General features: G+C 72.1%; 16 protein-coding genes. 9 read left to right on the top strand and 7 right to left on the bottom strand.

The genetic code is table 11. From position 1 onward, the window contains the following. Positions 1-20 precede the first annotated feature (20 nt). Together Actob_RS04435 and nfi are read right to left on the bottom strand one after the other, a co-directional pair. Positions 21-1400 (bottom strand): phosphomannomutase/phosphoglucomutase, encoded by a 1380-nt coding sequence (locus Actob_RS04435; RefSeq protein ID WP_284918775.1) that lies wholly within the window; start codon positions 1398-1400, stop codon positions 21-23. A gap of 86 nt (positions 1401-1486) precedes the next feature. Beyond that, the gene (gene nfi / locus Actob_RS04430) at positions 1487-2140 is read right to left on the bottom strand and encodes a deoxyribonuclease V (protein ID WP_284918774.1); all 654 of its coding nucleotides are present in this window, start codon (positions 2138-2140) and stop codon (positions 1487-1489) included. A 73-nt stretch (positions 2141-2213) separates the two neighbouring features. Between nfi and Actob_RS04425 the strand changes: the two genes are divergently transcribed. The 3 genes from Actob_RS04425 to Actob_RS04415 are packed head-to-tail and all read left to right on the top strand — an operon-like array spanning position 2214 to position 5400. Further along, positions 2214-3458 (top strand): GAF domain-containing protein, encoded by a 1245-nt coding sequence (locus Actob_RS04425; RefSeq protein WP_284918772.1) that lies wholly within the window; start codon positions 2214-2216, stop codon positions 3456-3458. 32 nt (positions 3459-3490) lie between these two features. Further along, entirely contained in the window at positions 3491-5014 is a 1524-nt protein-coding gene (gene exaC / locus Actob_RS04420; RefSeq protein ID WP_284918771.1) for an acetaldehyde dehydrogenase ExaC, read from the top strand. 11 nt (positions 5015-5025) lie between these two features. Next, entirely contained in the window at positions 5026-5400 is a 375-nt protein-coding gene (locus Actob_RS04415) for a DUF779 domain-containing protein (RefSeq protein WP_284918770.1), read from the top strand. A 78-nt stretch (positions 5401-5478) separates the two neighbouring features. On the opposite strand, the gene Actob_RS04410 is transcribed toward Actob_RS04415, so the two are convergent. Beyond that, complete coding sequence (locus Actob_RS04410) at positions 5479-6057, bottom strand: GNAT family N-acetyltransferase (RefSeq protein WP_284918769.1); 579 nt, start codon at positions 6055-6057, stop codon at positions 5479-5481. 228 nt (positions 6058-6285) lie between these two features. Here Actob_RS04410 and Actob_RS04405 point away from each other — a divergent pair, with 228 nt between their 5' ends. Next, entirely contained in the window at positions 6286-7161 is an 876-nt protein-coding gene (locus Actob_RS04405) for a polysaccharide deacetylase family protein (RefSeq protein WP_284918768.1), read from the top strand. A 354-nt stretch (positions 7162-7515) separates the two neighbouring features. Here the strand turns inward: Actob_RS04405 and Actob_RS04400 are convergent, their stop codons facing one another. Then, entirely contained in the window at positions 7516-7869 is a 354-nt protein-coding gene (locus tag Actob_RS04400; RefSeq protein ID WP_284918767.1) for a DUF3499 domain-containing protein, read from the bottom strand. A 187-nt stretch (positions 7870-8056) separates the two neighbouring features. On the opposite strand from Actob_RS04400, the gene Actob_RS04395 reads away from it, so the two are divergent. After that, positions 8057-8533, top strand: a complete 477-nt coding sequence (locus tag Actob_RS04395) for a metallopeptidase family protein (RefSeq protein WP_370644366.1) — start codon at positions 8057-8059, stop codon at positions 8531-8533. Between the two features lie 506 nt (positions 8534-9039). Here Actob_RS04395 and Actob_RS04390 read toward each other — a convergent pair. From Actob_RS04390 to Actob_RS04380, 3 genes are all read right to left on the bottom strand, one after another. After that, a complete protein-coding gene (locus tag Actob_RS04390; RefSeq protein ID WP_014688021.1) occupies positions 9040-9297 on the bottom strand; it encodes a WhiB family transcriptional regulator in 258 nt (85 codons plus the stop codon). A gap of 1109 nt (positions 9298-10406) precedes the next feature. Next, entirely contained in the window at positions 10407-12908 is a 2502-nt protein-coding gene (locus Actob_RS04385) for a bifunctional FO biosynthesis protein CofGH (protein WP_284918765.1), read from the bottom strand. A gap of 99 nt (positions 12909-13007) precedes the next feature. After that, on the bottom strand, positions 13008-13970 hold the full coding sequence (locus Actob_RS04380) for a hypothetical protein (RefSeq protein WP_284918763.1): 963 nt from the start codon (positions 13968-13970) through the stop codon (positions 13008-13010). 93 nt (positions 13971-14063) lie between these two features. Here Actob_RS04380 and cofD point away from each other — a divergent pair, with 93 nt between their 5' ends. The 4 genes from cofD (at position 14064) to Actob_RS04360 (ending at position 17345) form a co-directional block, all read left to right on the top strand. Further along, positions 14064-15014 carry a 2-phospho-L-lactate transferase gene (gene cofD, locus Actob_RS04375; RefSeq protein WP_284918762.1) on the top strand — a complete coding sequence of 317 codons (951 nt, stop codon included), beginning with the start codon at positions 14064-14066 and terminating at the stop codon, positions 15012-15014. Beyond that, complete coding sequence (locus tag Actob_RS04370; RefSeq protein WP_284918761.1) at positions 15011-16021, top strand: coenzyme F420-0:L-glutamate ligase; 1011 nt, start codon at positions 15011-15013, stop codon at positions 16019-16021. The genes cofD and Actob_RS04370 overlap by 4 nt, the downstream gene beginning before the upstream one ends. Next, positions 16021-16575 carry an NUDIX hydrolase gene (locus Actob_RS04365; protein ID WP_284918760.1) on the top strand — a complete coding sequence of 185 codons (555 nt, stop codon included), beginning with the start codon at positions 16021-16023 and terminating at the stop codon, positions 16573-16575. Before Actob_RS04370 ends, Actob_RS04365 begins: the two co-directional genes overlap by 1 nt. A 104-nt stretch (positions 16576-16679) precedes the next feature. Then, positions 16680-17345, top strand: coding sequence for a DUF4232 domain-containing protein (locus tag Actob_RS04360; protein ID WP_284918759.1), 666 nt, complete (start codon positions 16680-16682; stop codon positions 17343-17345). Positions 17346-17355 lie beyond the last annotated feature (10 nt).

Raw genomic sequence — 17355 nt, 5'->3', positions numbered from 1 at the left:
GGAAGCATGTCCCCGCGATCCTATCCGCGAACGATGGCGAGCACCCGGTCCCTGAGCGAGGCCATCCGGGCGGCGTCCGCCGCCTCGACGTTCAGGCGCAGCAGCGGCTCCGTGTTGGACGCCCGCAGGTTGAACCAGGACCCGTCCTCGAACGAGAAGGTCAGTCCGTCCAGATCGTCCACCTGGGCGTCCGGGAAGGCGGCGCGCACCTCGGCGCTCTTCGCGGCGGCGTCGGCCACCGTGGAGTTGATCTCACCGGACGCGGTGTACCGCTCGTACTCCGCGGCGAACTCGGAGAGCGGCCGGTCCTGCCCGCCGAGCGCGGCCAGCACGTGCATGGCGGCGAGCATGCCGGTGTCGGCGAACCAGAAGTCCCGGAAGTAGTAGTGCGCCGAGTGCTCGCCGCCGAAGACCGCGTTGGAATCGGCCATCTCGGCCTTGATGAACGAGTGGCCGACCCGGCTGCGGATCGGCTTGCCGCCGTTCTCCAGGATGATCTCCGGGACCGCGGCCGAGGTGATCAGGTTGTGAATGATCACACTGCCCGGGAACTTGGCCAGCTCGCGGGCGGCGACCAGCGCGGTGATCGCGGACGGCGAGACCGGGTCGCCGTTCTCGTCGATCACGAAGCAGCGGTCCGCGTCGCCGTCGAACGCCAGCCCGATGTCGGCGCCCTGCTGGCGGACCGCGTTCTGCAGGTCCACCAGGTTCTTCGGGTCCAGCGGGTTGGCCTCGTGGTTCGGGAACGAGCCGTCCAGCTCGAAGAAGAGCGGCACGATGGTCAGCGGCAGCGCGTCGAGGACCTGGTCGCCGAGCACGGCCGGCACGGTGTACCCGCCCATCCCGTTGCCGGCGTCCACGATCACCTTGAGCGGGCGGATGCCGCTGAGGTCGACCAGCCGGCGCAGGTGCGCGGCGTAGTCGCCGAGCAGGTCGCGCTGCTCGACCCGGGACGGGCCGTCGGCCTCGGCGTTCAGGTCGCGCAGCAGCTCCTGGGCCCGCTGCCGGACCACCACCAGGCCGCTGTCCTGCCCCACCGGGCGGGCGCCGGCCCGGCACAGCTTGATCCCGTTGTACTGCGCCGGGTTGTGGCTGGCGGTGAACATCGCGCCGGGCAGGTTGAGCGACCCGGAGGCGTAGTACAGCTGGTCGGTCGAGGCCAGCCCGATGTTGATCACGCCGGTGCCGGCCGCGTTGACGCCGCGGGCGAACGCGGCGGCCAGGCCGGGACCGGACTCCCGCATGTCGTGCGCGATCACGATCTGGTCGGGCTCGTCGCCGGACTCGCGCAGCATCTCGACGAACGCCGTGCCGATCGCGCGGGCCACCGGCTCGCTGAACTGATCAGGGACGATGCCCCGCACGTCGTACGCCTTGATGATCTGGGACAGATCCAGCACCCGCTGACTCCTCACCGAAAAGCCCTGTTTGGAGCGAGGGTAACGGAGCAGCACGCGCCGCATGGTTTCAACCGCGTGACCGGCACTCAACCGAGCAGATCACGGCAGACCCGATCGGCCGCCCGGGTGGTCTCCGGCAGCCGGTACCGCGGGGCCAGCCGCAGCGTGAGCGCGCACGCGGTGTCCAGGTCGATCCGGTGCCCGACCGAGACGAACACCGGCTTCACCCCGGTCTGGGTGCGCAGTACCGCACCCACCGGCTCGCCGCCGTCGACGAGCGCCGACCGGCTGCCTCGCGTCTCGCCGACCGGCGCCCACTCGCCGACCAACCGGGTCTTGCCCACCCCGAAGGACGGCAGGCCGGTGAGCACCCCCAGGTGCGCGGCGAGCCCGAACCGGCGCGGGTGGGCCAGCCCGTGCCCGTCACAGATCAGCACCTCCGGCCGCACGGTCAGCTTGCCGAGGGCGTCGAGCAGCGCCGGCACCTCCCGGAAGGCGAACAGGCCCGGCACGTACGGAAAAGCGGGTTTGCCTCTGACCACAGCGGTGTCGCGGACCGTGAGGTCCGCCGCGTCCAGCACCACCACCGCCGCGGCCAGCCGGTCGTCGTCGGCCGAGTAGGCGACGTCGAGGCCGGCCACCGTCGCCGGGGACGCGGGGCCCGGCTCGGCGACGACCTGGGCGCGCAGCAGGTCCTGCACGGCTCGGGCTTCTTCTTCGGTACGGGGCCACGGCTGCACGACTCGCGAGCATAGAGACCGTTGTCTCTGGTCGTGAGGCGCGTCACGATGGGTGGGTCTGGAGGTGCTGCCGGTGAATCCGTGGCTTGCCCTGGCCCCCGGTGACGACCCGGCGGAGCGGATCCGCCAGGTGGGCCGCGCCCACGAGCGTTTCGTCAACGGCGCCCCTCCGGAACGCCTGCGCGCCGTGGTGGCGGAGTCCTGGGCCCGGTCGGCGGCCTGGATCGGGGCGGACAGCACGGCGCCGATCGACCTCTGCGACGACGAGCTGGAGGCCTACCGCGCGGCGCACCCGTTGTCCCGGGTCATGCCGCTCTTCCGGGACCTGCTCGGCGGGCTGGCCGAGGACGGCGAGCACATCCTGGCGGTCTGCGACGCGCACGGGCGGCTGCTCTGGGTCGAGGGGAACGCCGGCACGCTGCGCGGGGCCGCCTCGATGAACTTCGTGCCGGGCGCCCGCTGGGACGAGGCGCACGCCGGCACCAACGCGCCGGGCACCGCGCTCGCCGTCGACCACGCGCTGCAGATCTTCGCGACCGAGCACTTCAGCCGGCCGGTGCAGCGCTGGACCTGCACCGCCGCGCCGATCCACGATCCGGGCACCGGGCGGCTGCTCGGCGCCGTCGACGTGACCGGCGGCGACTACCTGGCGAACCCGCACAGCCTGGCCCTGGTGCGGGCCACGGCGCTGGCGGCCGAGGCGTACCTGAGGGAACCGCCCCGCGATCGTCCGGCGGTGACCGCGCTGGGCCGCGACGAAGCGCTCCTCGTCGCCGGGAACATCCGGACGCGTCTCAGCCGGCGGCACTCCGAGCTGCTGATCCTGCTGACCACCCACCCCGAGGGCCGGACCGGTGATCAACTCGGCCTCGACCTCTACGGCGACGACCTCAGTCCGGTGACGATCCGCGCGGAGATGTCCCGGCTGCGGCGCATTCTCGGCGCGGAGTTGCTGGACTCGCGGCCCTACCGGCTGCGTCAAGGGATGACGACCGACATCGCCGTGACAGCCGAACTGCTCGATCGCGGGCTGGTCGGTGAGGCCCTGGCGCACTACCCCGGCCCACTGCTGCCCGGCTCCGATGCCCCGGGCATCGTCCGGCTCCGCCGGCTGCTGGACGACCGCCTCCGGGCGGCGATCCTCGGCAGCGGCGACCGCCGGATCCTGCAGAGTTGGCTGAGCACCCCGCACGGCACCGACGACCTGGAGCTCTGGGAGGCCTACGCCGCGCTCGCCCCGCACGACCCGGTCGCCACCCGGCGCGTCGCCGAACTGGCCCGCGAGTACGCGTGCAACGTTCCCGCAACCTTCGGCTGACTAGCGTCCGCCTCGATGAGGGAGGCGAGACCGTGACCACATACACCCCGCCCGGCTCCGAGGGCTCGATCGTCAGCTACCAGTCCCGCTACGACCACTACATCGGCGGCGAGTACGTACCGCCCGCCAAGGGCCAGTACTTCGAGAACCCCACTCCGGTCACCGGCCAGGCGTTCACCGAGGTCGCCCGGGGCACCGCCGACGACGTGGAGAAGGCTCTCGACGCGGCGCACGGCGCTGCCGGCGCGTGGGGCCGCACCTCGACCGCCGAGCGAGCGGCCGTCCTCAACAAGATCGCCGACCGGATCGAGCAGAACCTGGAGAAGCTCGCGGTCGCCGAGTCCTGGGAGAACGGCAAGCCGGTCCGCGAGACGCTGGCCGCCGACCTGCCCCTGGCGGTCGACCACTTCCGGTACTTCGCCGGCGCCATCCGGGCCCAGGAGGGCACCGCCGGCGAGATCGACGAGGACACCGTGGCGTACCACTTCCACGAGCCGCTCGGCGTGGTCGGCCAGATCATCCCGTGGAACTTCCCGATCCTGATGGCCACCTGGAAGCTCGCCCCGGCGCTCGCGGCCGGCAACGCCGTGGTGCTCAAGCCCGCCGAGCAGACCCCGGCCTCGATCCACTACCTGATGTCGCTGATCGGCGACCTACTGCCGCCCGGCGTGCTGAACATCGTCAACGGCTTCGGCGTGGAGGCCGGCAAGCCGCTGGCCAGCTCGAGCCGGGTGGCCAAGGTCTCCTTCACCGGCGAGACCACCACCGGCCGCCTGATCATGCAGTACGCCTCGGAGAACCTGATCCCGGTCACCCTGGAGCTCGGCGGCAAGAGCCCGAACATCTTCTTCGACGACGTGAGCAGCGCCGACGACGACTTCTTCGACAAGGCGCAAGAGGGCTTCGCGATGTTCGCGCTGAACCAGGGCGAGGTCTGCACCTGCCCGTCGCGGGCGCTGATCCAGCAGGGGCACTACGCGGACTTCCTGGCCGCCGCGGTGAAGCGGGTGGAGAACCTCAGGCAGGGCAACCCGCTGGACACCGACACCCAGGTCGGCGCACAGGCCTCCAACGACCAGTACGAGAAGATCATGTCGTACCTGGACATCGGCCGGCAGGAGGGCGCCAAGGCGCTGACCGGCGGCAGCAAGGCGGAGCTCGGTGGCGACCTGGCCGGCGGGTACTACGTGCAACCGACGATCTTCGAGGGCCGCAACAGCATGCGGATCTTCCAGGAGGAGATCTTCGGGCCGGTGGTGTCGGTGACCCCGTTCGCCGACTTCGACGACGCCATCAAGATCGCCAACGACACGCTCTACGGGCTCGGCGCCGGGGTGTGGACACGGGACGGCACCAGGGCGTACCGGGCCGGGCGGGCGATCAAGGCCGGCCGGGTCTGGACGAACTGCTACCACCTGTACCCGGCGCACGCCGCGTTCGGCGGTTACAAGCAGTCCGGGATCGGCCGGGAGAACCACAAGATGATGCTCGATCACTACCAGCAGACCAAGAACCTCCTGGTCAGCTATTCCCCCAAGGCCATGGGCTTCTTCTAGGACGTGCGGTCATGGCGAATCGCGTCGACGTGACTCCGGCAGCCGCCGCGATGATGCGGCAGCTGCGGGAGCAACACGGCCCACTGATGTTCCACCAGTCCGGCGGCTGCTGCGACGGCAGCTCGCCGATGTGTTACCCGGCGGGCGAGTTCCGCACCGGCGGCTCGGACGTGCTCCTGGAGTCTCTGGCGATCGAGGGGGTGCCGGAGCCCATCGCGTTCTGGATGTCGGCCGCGCAGTTCGAGCTCTGGAAACACACGCATCTCACGGTGGACGTGGTCCCCGGGCGCGGCGCCGGCTTCTCGCTGGAGGCTCCCGAGGGTGTCCGCTTCCTGATCCGCTCCCGCCTGCTGACCGAGCAGGAGCAGGCCGAACTGACCCGCTGAACCCGTTTCGCGTACGCCGTGAGCGGTCCCGCCGAGATCATCCGTGGCGGGACCGCTCGCGGCGTACCCCGATCGGGTTCACCTCTCCGGGGCCGGATCGCCGCGCAGCCGGCTGAAGAGCACCCCGTCGCGCCACTCCCCGGCCCGGAACTCCGCCGCCCGGATCGTCCCCTCCCGCTGGAAACCGGCCTTGACCAGGGCCTTCTGCTCGGCGACGTTCTCCGGATGGGTGCCGGCCTGGATCCGCTGGATCGGCCAGTGCTGGAATAGGTAGTCGCAGAGCAGCGCCTGCGCCCGCCAGCCGATCCCCCGGCCGCGGAACTCCGGCAGCAGCGCGATCCCGATCTCCTGGAACGGCCCGCGCCCGGCGAAGGTCATCTCACGGTGGGCCACCGCACCGGTGGCGACCCCGTCGACGTCCACGATCAGGTTGCTCAGTTCGGGGGCGAGACAGCCGTTCTCGGCGAACCGGCGGTCCACCTCGCCGGGGTCGCGGAAACCGTTCCAGTCCAGGCCGACCAGGCCGGGCTCGACGAGGAACCGGCGCAGCAGACTGAGATCTTCTTCACCGACCGGGCGCAGGGTGACCGCCACGGACGGGTGTTCCTCGCGCGGGTGAGGGGCGATGTCACGGATCGCTTCCGGATCGATACTCATGGGAACAGTCTGGTCGATCGGCGGGCCCGCCCCGGACGACAAAAGCGGCTATTGCCATCAATTCCGTCCATTTACGGGCGTGCGCGTGGACTGGACGCGGTGCGCGAGGATACGACAGCGAACGCTGATGAGTTCCCAAAAGAGTGCGAAAGATGCGTTCGGGACTTGGCGACCGGTCGGGTCACGAGGCATCCTCGTCAGTCCGCCGATGATCTGGGGAGGTAATCGATGCGGCTGTCCCATACCCGAAAGGCTCTGCTGATCAGCATGTCGCTGATCATGCTGGGGCTGGTGGGCCAGGCGGCTGCCGCCGAGTCGTCCCACAGCGAGGCGGCCCCGCCCGCGGTGGCCACGCCGGCGATCGCCACGCCGGCCACCAGCGATCCGGCCACCGGCACTCCGGCCGCCAAGCCGACGACCAAGCCGGCGCCCACGCCCACCAAGACCAAGCCGCGCACCGAGAGCACCGCGATCCCGAAACACCCGAAAGGCCGCACCGGCCCGGGCGGCAGCCGGCTCACCACCGGGACCAAGGACGTCGCGCTCACCTTCGACGACGGCCCAGACCCGGCCAACACCCCGGCTCTGCTCAAGATCCTCGCCAAGGAGAAGGTGAAAGCCACCTTCTGCCTGGTCGGGGAGAACGTGAAGCGGCACCCCGACCTGGTCCGCAAGATCGCGGCCGGCGGTCACGCCCTGTGCAACCACACCTGGAACCACGACCTGCGACTGGGCAAGAAGAAGCCCGCCCAGATCCGCGCCGACATGGAGCGCACCAACGCCGCCATCCGCGCCGCCGTCCCGAACGCGAAGATCAGCTACTTCCGCGCCCCGGGCGGCAACTTCACTTCGCAGATCGTGAAAACCGCGAAGCAACTTGGCATGTCCTCGATCTACTGGAAGGTCGATCCCCGCGACTGGGAGCACGGCAAGACCGAGTCCGACGGCGCACACACCAGCCGCGTCATCAGCTCGGTGAAACGGCACACCCACCCGGGCGCGATCGTCCTCTCCCACGACTACGCCCAGCCGGACACCATCCGCGCCTACCGGGTCCTGATCCCCTACCTGCGCAAACGCTTTCACCTGATCGCCCTGCCCTGACGTCCGGGATCGCCCGCGTCGGGTCCGCCGAGGCTTCCGGTCGCCGTCCGGCTTCCGGGAGCCTCGTTTTTTCCCGGTACGGCCTCGGGCTGCCACCACCGCAGCAGCCGCGTCCCGTGGCCAGCCCGCGACGTGATCCCGCTCGGGACCGACCGGGCGACTCACGGGTGTGTCCCGGAGCGCGGTCACAGCGTGTCCGTGGCTCGGTTCCGCCCGCGGCTTCTCCCGCCGCGGGCGAGTCCCACTCGTCCCGCCCTGCTCCAGGCGCGGTTCCGGGCGCCTCTGTTCGAGGCGCGGTTCCGGGCGCCTCTGTTCCAGGCGGCGGGTCCGGGCGCCTCTGCTCCAGGCGGCGGGTCAGTGGGAGGGCGGGATGACGCGGAGGTGGCCGCGACGGCCGGTCTGCGGGGTGTGGTCCTCGTCGGGGCGTGGGGGCGCCGGACGGGCCGCCTCCCGCACCGCCTCGGCCAGGGCGACCAGATCGTCGGTGGTGGGGGGTGGGGGTGCGAAGTCGCCGTCGTGCCGGACCAGGTCCCAGCCTCGCGGGGCGGTGAGGCTGCGGGCGTGCGGCTCGCACAGGTCGTACGTGTGCGGCTCGGCGAACGCCGCGAGCGGGCCGACGACAGCCGTCGAATCGCTGTAGACGTAGGTCAGGGTGGCGACCGCCTGTCGGGGACAGCCGTTCCGGGAGCAGCGCCGTGGTGACCTCACGGCGGCAACCTATCGCCCCGCCGGGCCTTCAGGGGAGCGTTACCCCGCGACACGCCGACCCGCGATGCATCACGATTCGGCCATGGTCGGCAGACACGCCGCCCCGATGGGACGAATTAACGGGTGAGACACACGGCGAGGAACGGCCTGACCACTGATGTCGCCCGGGTGGGGATACGCTCAGCAGGTGACCACCAGCCCTGAACGCCGCCGTACCGACCCGAAGGCGGCGCGTACCACCGGCCCGGGGCATCCGGCGCGGCGTGATCGGCACGGCCGCGGCCTGCGCGGCCGGTTGGTGCCGGCGACCGTGCCACTGGCCCGCACCAAGGCGGAGATCTTCGACGACCTGGTGCTGGACACCGTCGAGAGCCTGGAGCGGCGTTATGCCAAGGAGCTGGCCGGCGTCGAGTTCGCCGTCGAGGACGTGCCACCCGAGCTGAACGTGTACGACTCGGACGTGCTCGAGGACGGCGAGGTGCCCCTGGCCCGGCTGCTGCCCGGCCGTCCGGGGCGGCACGAGCTGCCACCACGGATCGTGCTGTACCGCCGCCCGCTGGAGTTCCGGGCGATGGACCGCGAGGACCTCGCCGACCTGGTCCACGACGTCATCATCGAGCAGGTCGCCAACCTGCTCGGCGTCGACCCCGACGAGCTGGCCTGACGCCGGTCAGCCTCGCGGTCCACCGTCGGGTGTGGCCCGCCGCGTCGCCCGGCTCGTGCCGCGCCCCCGCGCGGATCACCGCAGGTCCCCCGACGCCGCCTGATCGCCGCGGCCGCCGCGCGGCTCGCCGTGCCCCCTCGCACGCCTTACCGCAGGTCTCCCGACGCCGCTCGATCGCCGCGCCCCCGCGCGGATTCACCACAGGTTTCCGTCACCGCCTGATCGCCGCGCCCCCACGCTGCCTCTGACGCCGCCTGATCCCGCGCCCCCGCGCGGCCTTTGACGCGCCGCCTGATCGTCGTGGTCGCCGCGTCTTTCTGACGTCGTCTGACCGCCCCCGTCGCCGCGTCCACCGCGTCTGACCGCCCCCGTCGCCGCGTCCACCGCGTCTGACCGCCCCCGTCGCCGCGTCCACCGCGTCTGACCGCCCCGTCGCCGCGTCCACCGCGTCGCCGTCCGCTCGCTGTGCCGCGCGCGGGACGCTCGCCGCGCCTGTCGCGGTGTCGTCAGGCGACGCGGCGCTTCAGCTTGCGACGTTCACGTTCGGACAGTCCACCCCAGATGCCGAACCGTTCATCGTGACCGAGTGCGTACTCCAGACATTCGGCCTTGACCTCACAGCGCCCGCAGATGCGCTTGGCCTCGCGCGTCGATCCGCCCTTCTCCGGGAAGAAGGCTTCCGGATCGGTCTGCGAACACAGCGCCCGCTCTTGCCACTCGGGCGCGTCCCCGAGCAGGTCTACCCCTTCAACCTGCGCTTCCATCGGCGTGCCTCCAAATTCTGCGCCGGCAGCGATGCCGACGCTGACCCCCCACGCACGCGGCGTGTTTCTGTGGGTTCGCCGCAAAAGTTGCACATCGACCCCACAACCCCACCAAAATTACACGCGTGTAAGACGTGCGTCGTCAAGCCGAACCTGATAAATGGGCCCGTTCCCCCGAGGCGCCAGGGCGCGCCGAAGTCCCGTTCCTGCCCTATCTCCCGGAGCCACCGGAAGGTAACGCGAGGGCCGGCCTCGACGTCCAATTTAACCCGATTTGTTACCTCCCGTGAAGGGGGGTCCCGCGACGGTGCCATCCCACCGCCGAGCCAGCCGTCGCCCGGTCCGCCCCCGCACCCCCGGCCAGGCCCGCACACCCGCGGCTGACCAGCCCTCATGCCGTCTCGATCCTGCCCCCACTCATCCTGACGGGCCCTGACATGTCCCGCTCGGACCAGTGCCCGCCGTCCATGCCCACCGATCCGAACCCGTTCCGCCACGAGGGACAGTCCCGCCCAGATAAGACCGTCTACACGCACCACGCAACCCTGACCGGCGCCGCGGGTATCCCCATCCGGCACCCCATCGAAACCCGCCACCATCGTGTCGTTCCCCACGCACCCGCCTCACCCACGGCGCCCGGCGTCGCAGGGCAGACCCGCGAACGGACTGGAAGGCGAGCCAACTTCAGGCCGCAAGCGGGCTCAGGCCGAGAGCCGGCTCAGGGCCGGGCGGCGAACGGGCTCAGGCGACGGGAGCTTCCCGGCGTACCGGAAAGGGGTCTTCTCGGCGTACCGGAAAGGGGTGATGCCCACCTCGCGCCCGTGCCGGGCCCGCGCGGCGCCGGAAGCGACGCGGCCCGACGCGGGAAGCCGGAAGCGACGCGGCCCGACATGCGAAGCCGGAGCGAAGCGGCCCGACGCGCGAAGCCGGAACGACACGGCCCGACGCGCGAAGCCGGAACGACACGGCCCGACGCGCGAAGCCGGAACGACACGGCCCGACGCGCGAAGCCGCGCTCAGCCCGGCGCCCGGCCCGCTGGGGTGCGGGCCGGGCCGGAGCGACCGCGGAAGTGCCCGCGGCGAGACCCGGAGCGTGCGGGCCGAAAGGGTCAGCGGCGGGTGTAGACCGTGGTGCGTTCGACCGCGGGGCGGCCCGCGGCGGCGGCCAGCTCCTTCAGCTCGGAGACCGTGCGGGCGGAGCCGTGTTCCGAGCCGGCCATCCGGGAGATCGTCTCCTCCATCAGGGTGCCGCCGAGGTCGTTGCAGCCGCCGTTGAGCATGACCCGGGTGCCCTCGTCGCCGAGTTTCACCCAGGAGCACTGGATGTTGTCGATGCGACCGTGCAGCAGGACCCGGGCCATGGCGTGGACGACCCGGTTCTCCCGCCAGGTGGGGCCGGGCCGGGCGATGCCGGCCAGATAGATCGGGGCGTTGGTGTGGATGAACGGCAACGCGACGAACTCGGTGAAGCCGCCGGTCACGTCCTGGATGCCGGCCAGCACCCGGAAGTGGCCGAGCCACTGGCGCGGGTGGTCGACGTGCCCGTACATCATCGTCGAGCTGGAGCGGATGCCGACCTGGTGTGCCGTGGTGACCACGTCGACCCAGGTGGCGGTCGGGAGTTTGCCCTTGGTCAGCACCCAGCGCACGTCGTCGTCGAGGATCTCGGCGGCGGTGCCCGGGATGGTGCCCAGGCCGGCCTCGCGCAGCTCGGTGAGCCACTCCCGGATCGACACCCCCGCCTTGGACGCCGCGGTGACGATCTCCATCGGCGAGTACGCGTGGACGTGCATCCCCGGCACCCGCTGCTTCACCGCGCGGACCAGATCGGCGTACGCGGTAACCGGCATCTTCGGGTCGATGCCGCCCTGCATGCACACCTCGGAGGCGCCGTCCCGCCACGCCTCCTCGGCCCGGTCGGCGACCTGCTCGACGGAGAGCCGATAGGCGTCGGCGTCCTTCTCCCGCTGGGCGAAGGCGCAGAACCGGCACCCCACGTAGCAGACGTTGGAGAAGTTGATATTGCGGTTCACCACGTAGGTGATGTCCTCGCCGTTGACCTCCCGGCGCAGGTCGTCGGCGATCCGGGTGAGCTCGTCGAGCGCGCTGCCGTCCGCGTTGAACAGCGCCATCGCCTTCTCCTCGTGCTCCGGCAGCAGCAGCGCGGCCGGATCGGCCGAGGCGAGCTTGAGCCCGGCCAGCACGTCGGTCGGCACGGTCCGCGGCGCGCTCTTGACGTGCGCGGCGACCTCGTCCCAGTCGCCGTAGACGAAGTCGAAGTCGGATCGGCGGTCGCCGGTGCGGCCCTCGCTGTCGACCGCCGCGTGCAGGTCGGTCCGCCCGGTGCCGAACACCTCCTCCGGCTCCTGCCACGGCAGGCCGACCGGCGTGACGTCCTCCCGGGCCAGGCCGTCGGCCGGGTCGGCGAGCGCTGCCACGTGCGCGGCCAGCCGCGGGTCGAGCCACCCCTCGCCGCCCCGCCGCACATACTCCGGGTAGATCGTGAGGCGCTCGCGCAGCGTGAACCCGGACGCTGCGGACCGCTCCCGCAGCACGTCGATCTGCGGCCACGGGCGCTCCGGGTTGACGTGGTCCGGAGTCACCGGGGACACCCCGCCCCAGTCGTCGATGCCGGCCCGCAGCAGCAGTGCGAACTCGTCGTCGATCAGGTTGGGCGGGGCCTGGACGCGGGCCCGGGGACCCATGATGATCCGGCCGACGGCCACCGTGGCGGCCAGCTCGCGCAACTCGGCGTCGGGCATCCCGCGCATCGCCGTGTCCGGCTTGGCGCGGAAGTTCTGAATGATGATCTCCTGCACGTGCCCGAACTCGCGAGCGGTGCGGCGCATCGCGAACAGCGCGTCGATCCGCTCGGCAGGGGTCTCGCCGATGCCGATCAGGATGCCGGTGGTGAACGGCACGCCCACCCGGCCGGCGTCGTCGAGGACCCGGAGCCGGACCGCGGGCTCCTTGTCGGGCGAGCCGTAGTGCGGGCCGCCGGGCTCGGACCAGAGCCGGGTGGCGGTGGTCTCCAGCATCATCCCCATGCTCGGCGCGACCGGCTTGAGCCGCTGCAGCTCGGCCCAGCTCAGCACCCCGGGGTTGAGGTGCGGCAGCAGCCCGGTCTCCTCCAGCACCGCGATGGCGCAGGCCCGCACGTAGTCCAGGGTGGAGTCGTAACCCCGCTCGTCGAGCCACTGCCGGGCGGCCGGCCAGCGCTCCTCGGGCCGGTCGCCGAGGGTGAAGAGCGCCTCCTTGCAGCCCTGCGCGGCACCCTGCCGGGCGATCTGGAGGACCTCGTCACGCTCCAGGAACGCGGCCGGCAGCCGGTGCGGCACGGTGGCGAAGGTGCAGTAGTGACACCGATCCCGGCAGAGCCGGGTGAGCGGGATGAAAACCTTCCGCGAATACGTCACCACGCCGGGCCGGCCGGCCTCGCGCAGGCCGGCGTCCCGGATCCCACCGGCGATGGTGAGCAACTCGTCGAATTGGTCGCCGGTGGCCGCGAGCAGCGCGGTCGCCTCGTCTGCGTCGATCGCTTTACCGTCGGCGGCGCGCCGCAGCGCACGTCGGATGCTCGCCTCGGTCGGGATCTGGTTGACCTCTGCCACGAAGAGCAGACTAGGCCGGAATCGGGCCGGGTGCCGCCGCCGTCCACAGGCCCGTCGAGTGTCGTGTGACACGCGGCACGGACCTGTGGACGGGAATACTCACTGCCGGGGCGGGTCGGCGTCGGCCGGGCCGAAGCCGGGACGGTCGTCCGGGAGCTTGGTGGTGCGGTCGATGGCGGCCGGATCCACGGCCGGCGCGGCCGGGGCCGGCGGGGCGGACGCCGGGGGCGCGGAGGCAGGCCAGGCGGACGCCGGGGGCGCGGAAGCGGGCGGTGCCGACGCCGGGGGCGCGGAAGCCGGTGTCGCCGTCCCGACCGGCGGGGTGGTGACCGGCGGCTGGTTCCAGGACGGCGGCGGGGCCGGCTGGCCGTAGGTGCCGGGCGGGAACACCGGCGCGGGAGCGGGCGCCGCCGGTGCCGGAGCGGCCGCCGGCGCGGCGGTGGGCTGCCCGTACGTCGCCGGCGGCGGGGTCGGCTGCCCGTAGGTGGCCGGCGGTGTCCCGGGCTGACCCGGGAACGGCGGCTGCGGCGCGCCGTACGCCGGCGGCTGCCCGTACGGCGTCCCGTACTGCGGCCGCCCGTACACCCCGGGCGGCGTAGCCGGTTTCGGCACCGTGTACATGCCCCGCCAGATCTGGAACATGGCGTACGCCACCAGGCCGTAGACCGCCAGCCAGGCGACCTCGGCGAGCAGCGACAGGAACGCCCCACCGGGGTCGAACGTGGCCTGCTTGATCACGGCGAACAGCAGGCCGAAGATCACGCCGAAGAAGCCCATCACCGCGTACTCGACGACGGCGGCCAGCGTGATCAGCCGGGCTTTCGGATGGACCGGCTCGAGGACATGGGCCAGCAGGACGGCGGCCAGCGGCATGAACAGCGTCGCCAGGTTGACGAAGCCGCCGAAACTGCCGACGAAGCCGTCCTTGAAGAGGCTGATGACGGCCGTGAAAAGGAACACGGCCGGGGCGCCGACCAGGACGTACGCGGCGAGGTCGCGCAGCGGCGTCAGGTACTGGCCGATCGGTTTGCCCTCAGCCGGCGTGGGCTGCGGTGTGGTCACGGTTTCTCCCGGACGTACGGTGATCGAGGTGCGCCCAGCGTAAACCGCGACCCGGCAACCGGCCCGGCGGCGCCGGTGGGAGAGGATGGGCGAATGCGAATCGTGGTCCTCACCGGGGGCATCGGCGGCGCCCGGTTCCTCGTCGGCGTGCGCGCGCACGCCCGTGCCATCGGCGCCGACGTCACCGCCGTGGTCAACGTCGGCGACGACGTCCGGATGCACGGGCTGCAGATCTGCCCCGATCTGGACAGCGTGATGTACACGCTGGGCGGAGCGGCCGACCCGGAGCGCGGCTGGGGCCGCGTCGGGGAGAGCTGGGTCGTCAAGGAGGAACTGGCGAGATACGGCGTCGAGCCGTCCTGGTTCGGCCTGGGCGACAAGGACACCGCCACCCACCTGGTGCGCACCACCATGCTGCAGGCCGGTTTCCCGCTCTCCCAGGTCACCGCCGCGCTGTGCGAGCGCTGGCAGCCCGGGATCACCCTGCTGCCGGCCACCGACGACCGGCTCGAGACGCACGTCGTCGTCGATGTGGAAGGCGAGCGCAAGGCGATCCACTTCCAGGAGTGGTGGGTGCGCTACCGCGGTGAGGTGCCGACGCACCGGTTCGTCTTCCGCGGCGCGGAGAGCGCCAAGCCGGCGACCGGGGTGCTCGACGCGATCGGGCAGGCCGACGTGGTGCTGATCGCCCCCAGCAACCCGGTGGTCAGCATCGCCCCGATCCTCGCCGTGCCGGAGATCCGCGACGCCGTGGCGAACGGCCCGGCCCCGGTCGTCGGCGTCTCCCCCATCATCGGCGGTTCACCCGTCCGGGGGATGGCCGACAAGTGCCTGGCCACGCTGGAGGTGGAGGTGAGCGCCGGCGCGGTCGGGCGGATGTACGGCCCGCGCGCCGAGGGCGGCCTGCTCGACGGCTGGCTGGTCGACACGTCGGACGCCGGCGTCGAGGTGCCCGGGGTGCGCACCCGCGCGGTGCCGCTGTGGATGCGGGACGAGACGCTCACCACCCGGATGGTCGCCGACGCGCTGGAGCTGGCCCGATGAGGCTGGAGGTGCTGCCGGTCGAGGGCATCGGCGACGTCACCGCCGGCGACGACCTGGCCGAGCTGATCACGTCGGCCGCGCCCTGGCTGGCCGACGGCGACGTGCTGGTGGTGACCAGCAAGATCGTGTCGAAGGCGGAGGGCCGGCTGGTCGAGGTGCCGGCCGACGGACCGGAGCGCGACGACGCCCGGCTCCGGGTGCTGGAGTCGGAGACCGCCCGGGTGGTGGCCCGCCGCGGGCCGACCACCATCGTGCAGACCCACCACGGTTTCGTGATGGCCGCCGCCGGCATCGACGCGTCGAACGTGGACAAGACCCATCTGGTGCTGCTGCCGGTCGGCCCGGACGCCTCCGCCCAGGCGCTGCGCGCCGCCTTCGCCGCGCGCGGGCTGGACGTCGCGGTGATCATCTCCGACACGATGGGCCGGGCCTGGCGCAACGGGCTCACCGACGTGGCGCTCGGCGCGGCCGGGATCGAGGCACTGCTCGACCACCGCGGTCAGGTCGATCCCTACGGCAACGAGCTGAGCCTGACCCAGATGGCCGTGGTCGACGAGCTGTCGGCCGCCGCCGAGCTGGTCAAGGGCAAGTGCGACAGGGTCCCGGTGGCGGTGGTGCGCGGTTATCCGTACCGGCCGGACACCACCGGCGCCGGGGCGTCGGTGCTGATCCGGGACTCGGAGAGCGACATGTTCCGGCTGGGCACCGCGGAAGCGCGTACCCAAGGCCTGCTCGATGCCGCCCACCTGCCTGATGTCGCGTCGCCGGCCGGTCCGGAAGCGGCCCCGCGCGCCGCGGCGCTGGCCGCCGAGCTCGGCACGCCCGGCACCGGGATCGCCGAGGAGGGCGGCGCGGTACGCCTCACCCCGGCCGGGCCCGGGCCCGCGGACCTGGTCCGGCTGGGTACGGACGCCGCACGGATCCGGGCGGCACTCGCCGCCGAGGGCCTGAGCAGCGGCATCACCATCGACGACGCGGGCCTGACCCTGACTTTCGGAGCATCCTGATGAACCTCTACGAGGACGCGGTTCGCGTGCTGACCAGCTGGACCGCCACGTCGGAGACGGCCGAGACGAACCGCAAGCGGACCCTGGGCCTGCTCGCCGACGGCCCGGACGCGATGACCCGCGCGCACCGGGCCGGTCACGTCACGGCCAGCGCGCTGGTCGTCGACGACGCCGGCCGGGTGCTGCTCTGCCTGCACGGCCGGCTCGGCATGTGGATGCAGCTCGGCGGGCACTGCGAGCCGGGCGACGAGACCCTGGCGGCCGCGGCGCTGCGCGAGGCGACCGAGGAGTCCGGCATCGACGGGCTGGTCCTCGACCCGGAGCCGCTCGACATCGACATCCACGAGGTGCGCTGCGGGGCCGCCGACGGGGCGCCGGCCGAGCCGTCGGTGCACTACGACGTGCGCTTCCTGCTGCGCGCACCGGCCGGCGCGGTGGAGCGGATCAGCGACGAGTCGGCCGACCTGGCCTGGTTCGCGCCGGACGCGCTGCCCAGCCCGCTGGCGGCCGGCGTGGTCCAGCAGATCGGCCCGGCCCGGTCGCGGCTCGGCTGATTCTCCCCCGTTCGTGCCGCATCGGTTAACCGGTTCAGTGCAGGCCGTGCCGTCCTGACAGGATGGTCCTAGTTAACCGATCGAGGGACCTGGTGAGAATCCACATGCGCGACCTCCGTACCCGAGTTCTCCGGGCCGCCGCCCCGGCTCTGCTCCTGCTCGGCACGACGGCCGGCTGTTCCGGCGCGACCGGACCGGCCACCGGCCAGCCCACGGCGGCCGCGCCGGCCACCACGAAGGCGACTCCCGCCAAGGCGGCTCCGACCGGGACGGCTTCGACCAAGGCGGCCGCGACGACGGCCGCGACGACGGCGGTCACCGGCGGGAAGTGCCGCGACGCGGACCTGCGGACCACCATCACCCGCCAGACCGAGGGAACGGCGTCGCCCGCGTACGGGATGGTCACCCTGACCAACGGCGGCAAGCACAGCTGCACCGTCGACGGATGGATCTCGGTCGCCCCGGTCAACGCCGCCAACGAGGTGATCGAGGTGCCGACCCGGAAGGTCGAGATGCCGGGTCCCGCCGAGACGCTCACCGTCAAGCCGGGCACCTCGGTCTTCGTCGGCCTCAAGTGGGTGCCCTGCCCCACCGGCGACGACAACTGCGGCTGGGGGAACTCGCTGCGGTACAGCGTGCGGGGACCGGCCACCGGCGGGCCCTTCGCGACGCTGGAGGAGTTCGGCGACCCGGAGCGCAACGAGATCCGGATGAAGTCGCTGCAGATCGGCACCTACCAGCCGACAGTGCACACCATCGTCGGCTGGTAGGCGGCGGGGC

Source organism: Actinoplanes oblitus (assembly GCF_030252345.1).
In the GTDB taxonomy this organism is placed as follows: Bacteria; Actinomycetota; Actinomycetes; order Mycobacteriales; family Micromonosporaceae; genus Actinoplanes; species Actinoplanes oblitus.
The sequence above is the reverse complement of the archived record's forward strand: the minus strand, read 5'-3'. Positions and strand labels throughout refer to the sequence as shown.